15 protein-coding genes, 1 tRNA gene, 1 pseudogene and 1 riboswitch are annotated in these 14,137 nt (G+C 38.2%); of the genes and pseudogenes, 4 read left to right on the top strand and 13 right to left on the bottom strand.

The annotated features are described in order from the left end of the window. Positions 1-229 precede the first annotated feature (229 nt). Positions 230-1,024 (bottom strand): annotated as a pseudogene (locus ACGLXV_RS15295) (ribonucleotide reductase N-terminal alpha domain-containing protein); the annotation flags it as partial. A 387-nt stretch (positions 1,025-1,411) separates the two neighbouring features. Continuing rightward, on the bottom strand, positions 1,412-2,248 hold the full coding sequence (locus tag ACGLXV_RS15290) for a lipoate--protein ligase family protein (RefSeq protein ID WP_391559343.1): 837 nt from the start codon (positions 2,246-2,248) through the stop codon (positions 1,412-1,414). Positions 2,249-2,421: 173 nt separating this feature from the next. Here ACGLXV_RS15290 and ACGLXV_RS15285 point away from each other — a divergent pair, with 173 nt between their 5' ends. Next, positions 2,422-2,802 (top strand): rhodanese-like domain-containing protein, encoded by a 381-nt coding sequence (locus tag ACGLXV_RS15285; RefSeq protein WP_119709106.1) that lies wholly within the window; start codon positions 2,422-2,424, stop codon positions 2,800-2,802. A gap of 93 nt (positions 2,803-2,895) precedes the next feature. Here ACGLXV_RS15285 and gcvPB read toward each other — a convergent pair whose 3' ends face one another. Genes gcvPB through gcvT form a run of 3 tightly spaced genes read right to left on the bottom strand, consistent with a single transcriptional unit; the run spans position 2,896 to position 6,821 of the window. Beyond that, entirely contained in the window at positions 2,896-4,353 is a 1,458-nt protein-coding gene (gcvPB, locus tag ACGLXV_RS15280) for an aminomethyl-transferring glycine dehydrogenase subunit GcvPB (protein ID WP_391559341.1), read from the bottom strand. Then, positions 4,346-5,692, bottom strand: a complete 1,347-nt coding sequence (gcvPA, locus tag ACGLXV_RS15275) for an aminomethyl-transferring glycine dehydrogenase subunit GcvPA (RefSeq protein WP_391559339.1) — start codon at positions 5,690-5,692, stop codon at positions 4,346-4,348. The genes gcvPB and gcvPA overlap by 8 nt, the downstream gene beginning before the upstream one ends. Before the next feature lie 16 nt (positions 5,693-5,708). After that, positions 5,709-6,821, bottom strand: coding sequence for a glycine cleavage system aminomethyltransferase GcvT (gene gcvT / locus ACGLXV_RS15270; RefSeq protein ID WP_391559337.1), 1,113 nt, complete (start codon positions 6,819-6,821; stop codon positions 5,709-5,711). A 139-nt stretch (positions 6,822-6,960) separates the two neighbouring features. Next, a riboswitch (glycine riboswitch) is annotated at positions 6,961-7,052 on the bottom strand. 168 nt (positions 7,053-7,220) lie between these two features. Here gcvT and ACGLXV_RS15265 point away from each other — a divergent pair. Beyond that, positions 7,221-8,909, top strand: coding sequence for a DEAD/DEAH box helicase (locus ACGLXV_RS15265; protein WP_391559336.1), 1,689 nt, complete (start codon positions 7,221-7,223; stop codon positions 8,907-8,909). Next, positions 8,887-9,681, top strand: a complete 795-nt coding sequence (locus ACGLXV_RS15260) for a YqhG family protein (RefSeq protein ID WP_391559335.1) — start codon at positions 8,887-8,889, stop codon at positions 9,679-9,681. The genes ACGLXV_RS15265 and ACGLXV_RS15260 overlap by 23 nt, the downstream gene beginning before the upstream one ends. Before the next feature lie 10 nt (positions 9,682-9,691). Here ACGLXV_RS15260 and ACGLXV_RS15255 read toward each other — a convergent pair whose 3' ends face one another. The 8 genes from ACGLXV_RS15255 to comGA all read right to left on the bottom strand — a co-directional run bounded on the left by ACGLXV_RS15255 (position 9,692) and on the right by comGA (position 13,918). After that, a complete protein-coding gene (locus ACGLXV_RS15255) occupies positions 9,692-9,898 on the bottom strand; it encodes a YqzE family protein (RefSeq protein ID WP_119709111.1) in 207 nt (68 codons plus the stop codon). A 65-nt stretch (positions 9,899-9,963) separates the two neighbouring features. Beyond that, a complete protein-coding gene (locus ACGLXV_RS15250) occupies positions 9,964-10,335 on the bottom strand; it encodes a hypothetical protein (protein WP_391559334.1) in 372 nt (123 codons plus the stop codon). After that, the gene (comGF, locus tag ACGLXV_RS15245) at positions 10,332-10,772 is read right to left on the bottom strand and encodes a competence type IV pilus minor pilin ComGF (protein WP_391559332.1); all 441 of its coding nucleotides are present in this window, start codon (positions 10,770-10,772) and stop codon (positions 10,332-10,334) included. The genes ACGLXV_RS15250 and comGF overlap by 4 nt, the downstream gene beginning before the upstream one ends. Then, positions 10,759-11,079: a competence type IV pilus minor pilin ComGE gene (gene comGE, locus ACGLXV_RS15240; RefSeq protein WP_391559331.1), complete on the bottom strand. Its 321-nt coding sequence runs from the start codon at positions 11,077-11,079 to the stop codon at positions 10,759-10,761. Before comGE ends, comGF begins: the two co-directional genes overlap by 14 nt. After that, positions 11,063-11,497: a competence type IV pilus minor pilin ComGD gene (gene comGD / locus ACGLXV_RS15235; RefSeq protein ID WP_119709115.1), complete on the bottom strand. Its 435-nt coding sequence runs from the start codon at positions 11,495-11,497 to the stop codon at positions 11,063-11,065. The genes comGE and comGD overlap by 17 nt, the downstream gene beginning before the upstream one ends. Then, the gene (gene comGC, locus ACGLXV_RS15230) at positions 11,490-11,810 is read right to left on the bottom strand and encodes a competence type IV pilus major pilin ComGC (protein WP_391559329.1); all 321 of its coding nucleotides are present in this window, start codon (positions 11,808-11,810) and stop codon (positions 11,490-11,492) included. Before comGC ends, comGD begins: the two co-directional genes overlap by 8 nt. A gap of 19 nt (positions 11,811-11,829) precedes the next feature. Next, on the bottom strand, positions 11,830-12,861 hold the full coding sequence (comGB, locus tag ACGLXV_RS15225) for a competence type IV pilus assembly protein ComGB (RefSeq protein WP_391559327.1): 1,032 nt from the start codon (positions 12,859-12,861) through the stop codon (positions 11,830-11,832). Beyond that, positions 12,848-13,918 (bottom strand): competence type IV pilus ATPase ComGA, encoded by a 1,071-nt coding sequence (gene comGA, locus ACGLXV_RS15220; protein ID WP_391559408.1) that lies wholly within the window; start codon positions 13,916-13,918, stop codon positions 12,848-12,850. Before comGA ends, comGB begins: the two co-directional genes overlap by 14 nt. A gap of 146 nt (positions 13,919-14,064) precedes the next feature. On the opposite strand from comGA, the gene ACGLXV_RS15215 reads away from it, so the two are divergent. Beyond that, positions 14,065-14,136, top strand: a tRNA-Gln gene (locus tag ACGLXV_RS15215). The last annotated feature ends 1 nt before the right edge of the window (position 14,137 follow it).

Genomic DNA, 14,137 nt, shown 5'->3' with positions numbered 1-14,137 from the left:
GAATCACTTGATCCCTACTCTACTCACTTCCACATATTGTGTGTTTTCGATGGTCGTTGGACCTTTCCCATTTTAAAGGGACTTGGCTGCTGATTGTCTTTTTCCACTTGCTGTTTTCAAGCGTTCACGTTTACTGTTTCCAGTTACGTTGTAGCCAGCAAGTCATGCATAAAGAGTTTCCAGCATTTCACGAGGTTTTTTTATAGACGAGGCACACTTATGCTACTTTACCACGTCTTGATCCACCTTGCTCTACCAAATGCGTTAATTTTGCAATATCATCCAACCACGATACTGAACCAGATGATTTGCCGTTTACTCCACGAGCAAGTGTGTTTCTTGGTCTTAGGGTTGAGCCATTCGTTCCAACTCCGCCACCACGGCTCATGATTTCCATTACTTGCTTACGATGCTCTGAAATTCCTTCACGAGAATCTTGAACAAATGGCATAACATAACAATTAAAGAATGTTACTTCTGTTCCAGCACCTGCTCCATAAAGAACTCGTCCTGCTGGAATGAAATTTAAGTTAACTAGTTCCTGATAAAACTTCTGGAACCATTCAGCCTTCTTTTCTTCTGTTCTCTCTACTGAGGCCAAGCCTGTTGCGTTGCGTTTCGCAATTTGCTCATAGAACACTTCCAATGGCTTTTCAATGACATCAAGTGAACGATTAATAACTCCTGTACTAGCTTCTTCCGGGTCATCTAGAACACCTCTAAACTCCTCATCAACAAGCACTTTAGCCATCTTTTGGTCCCAATCAATTTCAAGAATAAATCCAAGACCTCTCGCAGGAAACTTTGGATCTTCTTTAATTGTAAGAACAACAAAATCTCCGTTCGATAATGTTAGCTTTTCCGTATCTTTAAATGTATAACGGTCAAGCATAACAAGTCTTGATACCCCTTTATGAGTAATCTTCATATCTGGGGTTACTGGATGCACCTGAGGAAACAAGCTAATATCCTTGTTCAAGCTCTCGACATCAATATTCATTTTTTTTCTAAACGCAACAGACATACACACAACTCCTTTAAAATATACAAATGCTTCTTTTAATCTACTCTGTAAAAAACTACTAATAGAAATCCAGAATCTAGCGCAGCTAGGAATATTCTTAAATTACCACAGTCCAATTGTTAAATCAACTATATTGTCTACATATAGTATATATTTTTCCAAAACAACCACTATATATTGTGTTTAGGTCAAACACCTGCAAATTTGTCAAACTCAAAAAAATTAAGAATCTAGCGAAAAAAGATGATTTTTGTAGATTTTCGAGCAAAAACGATAAATTTTAACAAATTTCGCTCCTTGCTTTTTCTAACAATGAGACAAACCTACGTACTATAGGCTTTTTTCCTATAACTTTACAAAAAAAAGAAAAGCGACATATTTCGACGCTTATCTTTTAAAATTCCACCCATCACTTTCATATCGTTCGCGCGCTAGTTTATGAACATATTCTAGCTGCTCTTCCGATAGTTCAAATGGTTGCAATTCTATATTTAGCCCTTGTTCGAATCCCTCTTTAAAAGCATGTTTGGCTTCTTCTACCTCTATTTTTCTTGAACTAATCTCATTAATGGCCACAGCCTTGTTTTTAAAGGCTTTTTGCATACGTTCTTTTACTCTTTCGTTCGGATATTTAAAAAGACTAAACAGCTTATCTTCATCTATATCTAGTAGGATCGAACCATGCTGCAAAATAACACCTTTTTGTCTTGTTTGTGCACTTCCTGCCACTTTTCTTCCCTCTACAACGAGCTCATACCAGCTTGGAGCATCAAAGCAGACAGCTGAACGAGGGTTTTTAAGAGAGTCTCTTTCCTCTGCTGTTTTAGGAACCGCAAAGTAAGCATCTAACCCTAGTAGCTGAAAACCTTTTAATATGCCTTCAGAAATCACACGGTATGCTTCTGTTACCGTTCTAGGCATGTCGGGATGTTCTTCTGTCACAATAACACTATAGGTCAGCTCTTGGTCATGAAGTACCCCTCTCCCACCGGTTGGTCTACGTACGAAACCGAGGTGATGTTCTTTCACCTTATCAAGATCGATTTCCTTCTCAACCTTTTGGAAATATCCTATAGAAAGAGTAGCCGGATTCCATCCATAAAAACGGATGATTGGCGGAATCTCTCCTTTACTATGCCAATCAAGTAATGCTTCATCCAATGCCATATTAAAAGAAGGAGATCCTTCTCCTGAATCAATGAAACCCCATATTTCTTTGTTCATAATGAAACCTCTTTTTCTAATGTTGAAATCTAGCTCTATTAGCTTAACAAATGAAACGAGTGAAAGAAAGTAACATGTACTCAAAAATTAAGTTGTTCCTCTTTACCCAAAGTCTCAACACCGATATAATATAACTTGGCGTGATGCTTGTTCGAAAGGAGACATGTAACTTTATGGATACTCTTTATTTTATCCTTATACTAGTAGTTGCCATTATCGCTTACTCTGTGATTACTTGGCTCTACCAACGTAAAATTGTAAAAACACTGAATGAACAACAATTCCGTGAAGGCTACCGAAAAGCTCAACTAATTGATGTGCGTGAACCGAACGAGTATGAAGCAGGACATATTTTAGGAGCTAGAAACATTCCTCTATCGCAATTTAAAATGCGCATGAAAGAAATTCGTCCTGACAAACCGGTTTATCTATATTGCCAAAGTGGGATGAGAAGTGGCCGTGCAGCACAAACACTATACCGTAAAGGTTATAAAGATCTTTCTCACCTTGAAGGCGGATTCAAAAAGTGGTCTGGTAAAATTAAAGTGAAGTAAGAAAAAAGGATTCCTAGCTCTTTAGAGCGGAATCCTTTTTGTTTTTCCTAAAAAACAAGCACGACATCTGACGTGCTTGTTTCCTTAACACCTTTATGCTTGATACCTTAAAATCGGCTTTCTCGCAGCTGTCGTTTCATCCAATCTTCCAACAACCGTTGTGTGTGGGGCTTCTTGAACGATTTCAGGGTTCTCTTCTGCTTCTTTTGCAATTTGAATCATTGCTTCGATAAATGCATCTAGAGTTTCCTTTGACTCTGTTTCTGTTGGCTCAATCATGATGCATTCCTCTACATTTAGAGGGAAGTAAATAGTTGGTGGGTGATATCCGAAGTCCAACAGGCGCTTCGCGATATCTAGTGTACGAACACCAAGCTTCTTTTGTCTCTTTCCACTTAATACGAACTCATGTTTACAATGTCTGTCAAACGGTAAATCAAAATAAGGTTCAAGGCGTCTCATCATATAATTCGCATTTAAAACCGCGTATTCAGTCACTGCTTTTAATCCATCAGGACCCATTGTACGAATATACGTATATGCTCTTACATTAATCCCAAAATTACCGTAGTACGGTTTTACACGTCCAATTGACTGTGGACGATCGTAGTCCAATACAAATACTCCGTCCTTCTTCGTAACGACTGGCTTTGGTAAGAATGGAATTAAATCTTTCTTTACCCCAACAGGACCAGAACCTGGACCACCCCCACCATGTGGACCAGTGAATGTTTTATGAAGGTTTAAATGGACAACATCAAAGCCCATATCTCCTGGTCTAGCTTTGGAAAGAACTGCATTTAGGTTCGCTCCATCATAATACAGCTTTCCACCAGCTTCGTGAATGATCTGCGCCATTTCAAGAATATTTTCCTCAAATAAACCAAGAGTATTTGGATTGGTTAGCATTAAGGCAGCAGTGTCTTCTCCAACAACGCTTCTTAGGTCATTTAAATCAACCAATCCATTTTCATCGGACTTAACAGTGATTGTTTCAAACCCTGCGACCGTTGCTGAAGCTGGATTTGTTCCATGAGCGGAGTCAGGTACAATCACCTTTGTTCTTTTTGAGTCGCCATTTGCTTCATGGAAGGCACGAATGAGCATAAGACCCGTCCACTCACCATGTGCTCCCGCTGCAGGCTGTAATGTAACTTCATCCATACCCGTAATCTCAATTAGATGCTCCTGAAGATCATACATAAGCTCCAATGCACCTTGAACAGAGCTTTCATCTTGAAGTGGATGTAGATGAGCAAAACCAGCCATACGAGCAACGTTTTCGTTGATCTTTGGGTTGTATTTCATTGTACAAGATCCAAGAGGGTAAAAACCGGAATCAACGCCATGATTTCTTTTTGAAAGAGCTGTATAATGACGCATGATATCAAGCTCAGAAACCTCGGGTAGATTTGGTTCAACAGCTCGTAAATATTCTGCTGGAATTAAATCATCTAAGTTTACCTCAGGGATATCCATCTCTGGGAGACTATACCCTACTCGGCCAGAGGTACTTAATTCAAAAATGAGCGCTTGGTCTTCCTTATGCATGATAATCCCCCATTCTATCAACAAATAGATCTATTTCTTCTTTTGTACGTAGTTCGGTTACTGCCACAAGCATGTGATTTTTCAACTCTGGATAATCACGACCGAGATCGTAACCTCCAATGATTCCTTCCTGTAAAAGCTGTTGGTTCACTTCTTTCACAGGCTTATTTAATACAACTACAAATTCGTTAAAACTCGGTCCATTAAAGGCAATTGTGAATCCTTTATTTTCAAATGCTTTCTTTGCATAGTGAGCTCTTTGAATATTGCTCACAGCCATTTCCTTGACTCCTTTTTTCCCTAAGGCAGTCATAGCGACAGATGCAGCTAAAGCATTCAACGCTTGGTTTGAACAAATATTAGATGTTGCCTTGTCACGACGGATATGTTGTTCTCTTGCTTGAAGCGTTAAAACAAATCCTCTTCTTCCTTGATCATCTTTTGTTTGACCAACCAGACGACCAGGAATTTTACGAACCAATTTATTCGTTACAGCAAAATAACCGCAATGTGGTCCACCGAATGAAGTTGGAATTCCAAACGGCTGTGCATCTCCCGCTACAATATCAGCACCAAAGACTCCCGGAGGTGTTAAAGCACCAAGGGACAAAGGATTACTCGATACTACAAACATTGCTTTGTTCGCGTGAATGATTTCCTCGAGTTCCTTCATCGGCTCGATTCTTCCAAAGAAGTTTGGATACTGGACGATAACGGCTGCAATATCATCACCCATTTCGCTCTTTAAAGCATCTAAATCAGTGACACCATCTTTGTATGGAATCTCTACGACTTCTACGTATTGTCCTTTTGCATATGTCTTGACTACATCCTTTGTTTCTGGATGTACCGTACTAGAGAGAAGCACCTTTTTACGCTTCGTATGACCTGAGCTTAGCATCGCTGCTTCTGCCAAAGCGGTCCCTCCGTCGTACATAGAAGAGTTAGCAACGTCCATACCTGTTAATTCACAAATCATTGTTTGAAATTCAAAGATCGCCTGTAACTCACCTTGTGAGATTTCCGGTTGATAAGGTGTATACGCTGTGTAAAATTCTGAACGTGAAAGAACATGATCAACAATGACAGGCATGTAATGATCATACACACCAGCTCCTAAAAAGGAAGTATGTGAGCGTAAGTCGGCATTTTTAGAAGCCAAAAGTGTTAATTCTTTTAATAAGGCTGTCTCCGATTTAGCTTTTTTAATATTATATTCTCCCTTAAACTGAACACTTTCTGGAATATCGTTAAAAAGCTCCTGTACATCGGAAATTCCGATCTCTTCTAGCATGGCTTTTTTATCGGTTTCTGTCATTGGTAAGTAGCGATGCTTCATGACTTTTGTTCCTCCCTTATTTCTTTTCCCTTTTATAAAATGGTGTTGGTACTACCTTCACCTTCAAGCGTTTCCCACGAATCTCAATTGTTAGCTCCGACTCTCTAGATACGACTGCTGAATCAACTAACGCTAAGCCAATATTTCTTTTCAACGTAGGTGATTGTGTTCCAGTTGTTACTTCTCCTACTAGTTGTTCACCCACATACACCGGATATCCATGTCTTGGGATGCCTCGGTCAATCATTTCAATTCCTATTAGTTTACGAGGAACTCCAGCTTCCTTTTGTTGCTTTAAAGCTTGCTTCCCAATAAAATCTTCTTCCTTATTTACTTTTACAGCGAAACCAATACCCGCTTCTAACGGAGAAATAGTGGAAGAAAGTTCCTGACCATAAAGGGCCAAATTAGCCTCGAAGCGAAGGGTATCACGAGCGCCTAAGCCACAAGGAAGAACGCCTTCTTCTTTACCTGCCTCAAGAATTGTTTCCCATAGGAAAGACGCATCCTCACTTTTACAGTACACCTCAAAGCCATCTTCTCCGGTGTACCCAGTTCTTGAAACAAGCGCCACTTTTCCTCCAATGGAAACATTCTCTTGGAATTTAAAATATCCAATTGTCGAAAGGTCAACTGTTTCAACTAGCTTCTGGAGAACCTGTTCGGCAAGCGGCCCTTGAAGAGCTAACTGGCCCATTTGTTCAGAAAGATTTTGAAGCCTTACATCCCCTTCAACATGATCGTTTAACCATGTAAAGTCTTTTTCGATATTTGAAGCATTTACAACAAGCAAATAATAGTCGTCATTCAATTTATAGATTAGAAGATCATCGACAGTACCACCATTCTCGTAGCACATAGCAGTATATTGTGCACCACCAATTTGCAGCTTCGATACATCATTGGTCATCATTTTTTGAAGAAAGGCCAAACTGTCTGTCCCTTTCACTTCAATTTCTCCCATATGAGAAACATCGAACAATCCTGCCTTCGTTCTTACAGCCTCATGTTCTTCTTTAATGCTTGAAAATTGAACAGGCAGTTCCCATCCTCCAAAGTCAATGGTTTTCCCACCATACTGTTGATACACGTCAAAAAGCGGTGTTCTTTTTAGTTGCGCCACTATCATTTCCCCCTTATAAAATCATAAAAAAAGGACAGAGACCCCCCTCTTTGCTTAAGAAAGGTCTCTGTCCTGGCACCTGAAAGTTTACCGTTTGGCTGTCCCCTTTGGTGGCTTCAAATGAATGAAGCGCTCTCCAGAGCTGCGTCAAACAAGAGTTCTTTTGCCTGAGAGATTCACAAATTTTTGTTTGCTCCTTCGGCGCTACTTTGAAGTAGTCTCTCCCCTTGTTCTCATTCGCATTATAAAAATTCCCAATTTGGATAATACTAAGCTGTACTTGTAGAACATTCGTCAAAATAAATTATAATGTGACAAATTTCAAAACTTTTAAGATATTATCATCCTACCATTTCGAAACCCATACGGCAATATATTTATCGATCAAAAAAGGGAGTTGTTTTTATGTCGGTAGAGATTGAGTTTGATTCCTCTTGGCAGGAGGGGCTGATAGAGAAAATTTCAAATGACGGCCCTTGGGGGAACTTTGAGTTATATAAGCTAGCGGTAGAGGTAGAAAAACATACAGTTATTGATAATTTCGAGGGATTACAAGCTCCCAAACATCTTCCCAATTTAACACCGCTTCCCCATCAGCTAGAAGTCGCCAAGCAGGTAGTTGAAAACATGAACGGAAAAGCCATCCTTGCAGATGAAGTAGGTTTAGGGAAAACGATCGAAGCAGGACTTATCTTAAAAGAATATATGATCAGAGGTCTTGTAAAAAAAGTTCTCATTCTTGTTCCCGCCTCCCTCGTTACCCAATGGTCATATGAGTTAACAAGTAAGTTTTATATTCCGGCAGTTTCACAACGTAAAAGCTATGTGTGGGAACAATGTGATGTGGTCGTATCTTCTATTGATACAGCTAAACGGGCTCCACATAGAGAAATCATTCTCTCCCTAGATTATGATCTTATTATTATTGATGAAGCACATAAATTAAAAAACAATAAAACAAAAAACTATGAATTTGTACAAAGCTTAAAGAAAAAATTCTGCTTACTTCTTACAGCAACCCCAATTCAAAATCGAGTTGGTGAGATTTTCAACCTTGTCTCTCTCTTAAAACCTGGTCACCTAGGAAATGAATCTGTGTTTAATGAAAAATATAAGAAGGATTCCCGAGATATTAACGATAATGAACATTTAAAAGAGCTTGTGAATAAAGTGATGATCAGAAATCGTCGAGCAGACACAGGTATTGAATGGACGAAGAGACAAGTTGAAACAATCCCTATTGAGCTTACTAAGGAAGAGCAGGATTTGTATGATTCTGTTACTGAACTACGGTCAGAGGGAGACTGGACAACTACATCCGCTTTCTCAGTTATGACTCTGCAAAGAGAAGCATGCAGCAGTAGAGAAGCCGTCTTTTTCACATTAAAAAATATGCTTGAAAAGAAGGAAAACCCATCAAAGGAATATCAAGATCAAATCACATATTTAATCGAGAAGGTAAACGCCGTTCATACGAATTCCAAGGCCGTTAAAGCTCTTGAACTGATACAAAAGGTAAATGATAAAGTCATTATATTTACGGAATATCGAGCCACTCAACTCTATCTTCAATGGTTTCTAAAGCAAAATGGAATCAGCTCCGTTCCCTTCCGCGGAGGATTTAAAAGAGGAAAAAAAGATTGGATGAGACAGCTCTTTGAAAACAATGTACAGGTCCTTATTGCAACCGAAGCAGGAGGAGAAGGAATCAATCTTCAGTTCTGTAATCATATTATTAATTTTGATCTGCCTTGGAATCCTATGAGACTAGAGCAACGAATCGGAAGAATTCATCGCCTAGGGCAAGAAAAAGACGTGATGATTTATAACTTTGCAACTAAAGGGACAGTGGAAGAACATGTCCTTAAGCTACTACATGAAAAAATTAATTTATTTGAAAAAGTGATTGGTGATCTCGATGATATTCTTACTCGTTTAGAGTTTGGTAGCTTTGAGGATCATCTTTCAGATATATTCGGAAACTCCACCTCTGAAGGGGAAATGCGAATAAAAATGGACAACCTAGCTTCCATGATTCAATTTGCTGAAGAAGTAAAGGATGGTGATTATCGTGCAGCAACAGGAAATTCATAATTTTTTGGTGAAGTACTTTACTGCTAACCAATGTGAAATACTCGAGAATACCGGTTCATATTTAACTGTGCAATTAACGATTGAACTAGATAAGGAATTAATGAATCGCCCGTTTTATTGGCATTACTTAGAAAAAACAGGTGGAGTTCCAAACCCTATGAAACTTACGCTTATTACGGATCAAAAAAAGACACCTGACGATATTAAAGGAGAGGTCATACACTTTGGTTCACCAAGACTTCATCAAATATTTAACTCAACTAAAAACCTTGCTGGGTATATTCGGCTCTATGAAGATCATCAAGCAACCATGGGTCAACAAGTACCATTGCGTCCTTGGTTAGGTATGAATGTAAAAATCTCCTATCAATGTGACCGTAAAAGAGACGTCTTTCGGTCGATAGGTCTACAATTAATTAATGGACAAATAATCGAGAACTTCCACGATGAACTAATAAGATTACAATTAGCTCGCAAAATACCTGATTACTCCTTTACCTTATCACCACTTATTATGCCGAATAGTGGGGTAACACGAATTCAGAATATGATTCGTTCAAACATTCTAGAAGAAGATCATTCCTGGGCAAACGAGGCTAGAGAACGCTGGTCAAAAGACTTGAGATTGCTGGAGCATTTTTATGAAGAAGTGGAGGAAAAAGGGGAAAGCTATGAAAATGAAAAACGAGCTTTACAGGAGCAATACGAGCCAAAAGTTCAGATTTCGATTATAAACGGAGGTATTTTTTACTTATCTGAAACAGCGATTTAAAGGGAACGACTCATTTGTCATTCCCTTTAAATGATTTCTCTCTCTTTCCTCTGTTCATCATAATGACATATGGAATAATACCAAACCAGCGAAAAGCAAATGCTTCTCTCGTTTCTTTTTTTTCCTTCCTGATCTTTTTTCTTTCTTCCTTCGGTTGATCAATATATTTCGTAATCGTTTGTGTAATGTATTTTACATAATCATTTACTGCGCTCATGTTTTTTCCTCCCTTATAGTCATTAACAGTATGACCAAATACTAGTTAACTAAACCCCTAGGGAGCTACACGGGTAACAACCATCTTACTAATTTTCCGCTTCCCACCTCGTACTGGGCTATCGCTTTAACAAAAAGTGTCCCCTGGATCATAAAAAAAGTAACTTCCACATGTTGGCTAGAAATTTGCTTTACAGTATACGTCACTTTGATGTCTGAATATGTTGTCATTCCATCTACCGGAATCACACCTCCTGCCATTTCCTCAGAAATCTTCTTTGATGTGAGCAAAAATAAATACTGTCGTCTTTCTTGTTGATTGACCGAAGCCATTATCCCTTTTTCCGATACGTACTGATTAAACTCAATCGTTAAAAATAGAGAGACTAGTAGAAAAATACATAAACTAATAGGATACATAATCCCCTTTTCATTCATGGGCCTCCCACCACCTGAAGGAAAGGAAACAGTTGGTCCTCATATACAACATTATTGTTACCAATAACAAGAATTGAGATACTTTTTTGATTTTGTTTGAACTCAACACTATTAATATTTTGCAAAACTATTTCATGACCTTGAGATTGTACCAATCGACGGATATATGGCCCATATTTCTCATACGTGACTAATTCCCCAACACTCTGCATATAAAGCTTACCGTTTTTCACCTCAACATAATCACAACCTTGAAGTTCCGTATTTAACTGACTAATAAAGAGCTCGAATTCTAGTTGTTGTGTGCGGTTCGCAACATGGTTCATGTTCAAAATAATTGAAAAAATATAGGGTAAAAAAGAAGCAAGCATACAATAAATCGAGAAAGATACCAACATCTCTATTAAAGTAAATCCCTGATTATTAAAAACTGTCACATATGAGAACTTCCTTCTTAAAGGAATTTTCATAGCTTACACACACCTCATTTTTAGACACTTCCTTTGTCACAGTAAATGACTTCCCTTTTCTCTCTACTGTTAAATGGTCTTTGATCGTTCCGGTAAACATTGCTTCCTGTAAGGAATCATATAATATCTTTGATGCCTCCCGACTATATTGAGTGTTAAGCGACTGCTTGCTCACCTGAATAAACATTGGTAGTAAAAATAAAGTTAGTACCAACCAAATTGACAGAGAAAGCAAAAGTTCAACAAGGAAAAAGCCATTAGTTTTGTACAACATAAAATCTCCCCTTTCCTATGTTAAACGTAAATTTATACCGTTCTTCTTGTATGTCAATATACAAAGTCCCAAAGGTATTTATATTTCCAGAGGTGTTATATCGAAAATACAAGTTTTGTGAACCTTCTCTAATGTTCACCTTGTTTGAGTAGGTTCGATCCACAATATATTTCCCATTCTGATCCTTAGCGTAATATCGATGAGATAGGGGGAGGATATTTACAGAAACAACTGTATGATTTGAAATAGCATATTGTTGCATATAATAAAGGTCATCTTTGAATTGAGAAAAAAAGAGCTGTTTATCGAGGAAAAACATTTGAGGACGAACAAAAAGAAAAGAAAACGAGACAATCAAAGCAAACATACTTAACACAAAAATAGATTCTATTAAAGTAAATCCATGATTGTTATTCATTATTAGCTGTGACAGCTCCTGTAGACGAGATCGTCACGATATCTCCATTTGGACAGGTTGATTGGTTATCTTGTAAAAATCCTTCTGTTTGCAATTCTGCCAAACCAGTTGGCAAACGATTTTTGTCCATTTCAAAAGTCTGAACCTGTGCTTCTACCATTTTTATAAAAGCTTCACATCCTTTTTCCTTAATATTGCTGTTATGCTTGCTGATATTCGGTACTGCAATGATTAATAATACTGAAATTACAAGCAAAACAATCATCATTTCAATAAGTGTAAAAGCCTTCTCATTTTGGATGAATTTTTTCATTTTTTTCTCTCCTTAAGATTTATATACCATCCATTAAATGAAACATTGGAAGTAGGATAGATAAATACATTGAAATAACCAATAATCCTACGAGTAGGTAAATAGACGGTTGAATAAATTTCATTATATAATTCACTTTTTCTTGGAATCTATTCATACAATAGCTGCTAAAGAAATGAAGCTCTTGATCAAGCCGGCCATTTTTTTGCCCGTGCTGGATGACCATTGATAAATCACGTTCAAATATCGTCTGCTTTTTAATGATTTCTTCTAGACTAGTCCCTGTTAATAGATGTTGCTTTAAATAAACTCCTAGTTCTTGATCAAACTTGTTTTCCTTATTCCCTTCGAAGAGACTAACCGCCTCATAAATCGAAAGCCCCCCTCCTAACAAATAGCTCATCTGCACAGAAAAATAGTGAGTGATTAATAATTGAAAAAACGGACCACACCACGGAATGGATACTAAAATCTTTTTTTGTTTCATGGCGGAATAATTTTTGAACGCAAAAAGATAGTAACTAGCAAAAATAAGTAGAGTTACGACTAAGAGAGTACCAACGAAGGGGAAAGTAGAGCCAATAAGGATAATAACCCTTGTAAAGAGGTTTGAAGGCAAGCCCATGGATTGAAAGAGAGATACAAACTTTGGTAGAAGAAATTGATCAACAAATACAAATAGGAGAATAGTAGTAAAAACAAGAATAAGTGGATAAGTTAATACTTTAATTAGTTCTTTCTTATCTTTCTGCTGCTTCATCATATATTTACTTGCTTCTATATACGCATGAGCTTGGCCACCATGTTGCTCTGCAAAATACACATAGCTAACTAAGGTTTGGTGAAATCCTAATTTTTGAATAACTAACGAAAAAGCGAAACCCTCTCTTAGTAATTTTATGCTGTTATTAAGCTGGATTTTCTTCCCTTCTGCCATCTGCAAGGAAGTAGATTCCAATGCTTCGGCAAGAGAGTACCCCCTATCCAGTAATTCTCCCACATGTTTTAGCAAGTTGGATTGTTCCGTTAATAACCACTTATTTGATTTCATTGTCTAACACCCATCGATCATACTCCGTTTCTTTAATAAAACCGAGTGCAATCCCCTTTGATATGACCTTTCTTAGTGTCGCATAGTCATACGCTCTTTTCTCCCCTCTTGCCTCATTAATGACATGACTTAATGGTTGACCAGCTAATATCTCAAAGACACATGCTTTCTTTGAACGCTCACAAACAAAACAAGCGCTTGAACATTCGGTTGTACAGAGTGTACAACTAAGTTCTACTAACCTTTGAGCTGTTACAGCTACAAGAGTTTGTTCAATTTCAATCCAATCTACTCCAAACTCTAGGAGTCGATAAATGGCCCCCTTTGCATCTCGAGTGTGCATGGTTGATAACACAAGATGGCCTGTTAACGCTGCTCTCACGGCCGTTTTGGCTGTCTCACTGTCCCGAATTTCCCCCACCATAATAATATCTGGATCATGACGAAGGATCGCTTTTAATCCAGCCGCGTATGATATTCCAGCTTTTTCATTCACTTGAACCTGTAAAACAGCATCACTTTCCTTTTCAATTGGATCTTCTAAAGCAATTACATTTCGGTCAAATAAATTCGTGCTCTTTTCGAGCAAGGTGTATAAGGTTGTGGTTTTCCCACTTCCGGTTGGACCAGTCAAGATAATTAATCCGTGGGCATGTTTAAGTAAGGCAAGAAGCTTATTTGTCATATAAGGGAATAAGGAAACTTGGTAGGAAGGATTTGATTGGTGTTCGGGGAGTAGTCGTATGACTAAACTTTCTTTCTTGTTACCTGGAAGAGTGGAGAGACGCAAACCAATTTGCTGATGATCGACCACTATCGAATAGGAACCGTTTTGGGGACGTCTTTTTTCTCCAATATCCATGGATGCACTGAATTTAAAGTGGGAGATTAACCTTTCGCATTCTTCAATTGGGAACGAGTAGCGAGTGACGAGGCGATGTGCCACTCTGAATTGAACAAGAGTGTCATGCTTTCGGGGGATAATGTGGATATCGGTTGCTTGCTTTGTAACAGCATCCTTCAACATTCGATCGGCTAATTCTTCAATCGAAGTCACCAATAAGACACCACCTTTACATTTGGATAAACCTATCGTATCACTTCAATAGTCAATGATGGGAGAAAAAGTGTGTATATTTTTCAACAAAGCAACCATAATAAATAGTACAAACACGGTAGTTACATCATTAAGTATTACGAAGATGGGCTATAGCCAAGCGGTAAGGCAACGGACTTTGACTCCGTCATGCGTTGGTTCGAATCCAGCTAGCCCAGT

This window comes from Robertmurraya sp., assembly GCF_036676585.1.
Lineage (GTDB): Bacteria > Bacillota > Bacilli > Bacillales > Cytobacillaceae > Robertmurraya_A.
The sequence above is the reverse complement of the archived record's forward strand: the minus strand, read 5'-3'. Positions and strand labels throughout refer to the sequence as shown.

Excerpts from the sequence above, each read along its gene's own strand:
- gcvPA (WP_391559339.1), bottom strand. The coding sequence starts at position 5,692 with ATGAAGCATCGCTACTTACCAATGACAGAAACCGATAAAAAAGCCATG.
- ACGLXV_RS15285 (WP_119709106.1), top strand. The coding sequence starts at position 2,422 with ATGGATACTCTTTATTTTATCCTTATACTAGTAGTTGCCATTATCGCT.
- ACGLXV_RS15265 (WP_391559336.1), top strand. The coding sequence starts at position 7,221 with ATGTCGGTAGAGATTGAGTTTGATTCCTCTTGGCAGGAGGGGCTGATA.
- gcvPB (WP_391559341.1), bottom strand. The coding sequence starts at position 4,353 with ATGCATAAGGAAGACCAAGCGCTCATTTTTGAATTAAGTACCTCTGGC.
- ACGLXV_RS15290 (WP_391559343.1), bottom strand. The coding sequence starts at position 2,248 with ATGAACAAAGAAATATGGGGTTTCATTGATTCAGGAGAAGGATCTCCT.
- comGC (WP_391559329.1), bottom strand. The coding sequence starts at position 11,810 with ATGAAAAAATTCATCCAAAATGAGAAGGCTTTTACACTTATTGAAATG.
- ACGLXV_RS15250 (WP_391559334.1), bottom strand. The coding sequence starts at position 10,335 with ATGAATGAAAAGGGGATTATGTATCCTATTAGTTTATGTATTTTTCTA.
- ACGLXV_RS15255 (WP_119709111.1), bottom strand. The coding sequence starts at position 9,898 with ATGAGCGCAGTAAATGATTATGTAAAATACATTACACAAACGATTACG.
- comGE (WP_391559331.1), bottom strand. The coding sequence starts at position 11,079 with ATGTTGTACAAAACTAATGGCTTTTTCCTTGTTGAACTTTTGCTTTCT.
- comGD (WP_119709115.1), bottom strand. The coding sequence starts at position 11,497 with ATGAATAACAATCATGGATTTACTTTAATAGAATCTATTTTTGTGTTA.
- comGB (WP_391559327.1), bottom strand. The coding sequence starts at position 12,861 with ATGAAATCAAATAAGTGGTTATTAACGGAACAATCCAACTTGCTAAAA.
- gcvT (WP_391559337.1), bottom strand. The coding sequence starts at position 6,821 with ATGATAGTGGCGCAACTAAAAAGAACACCGCTTTTTGACGTGTATCAA.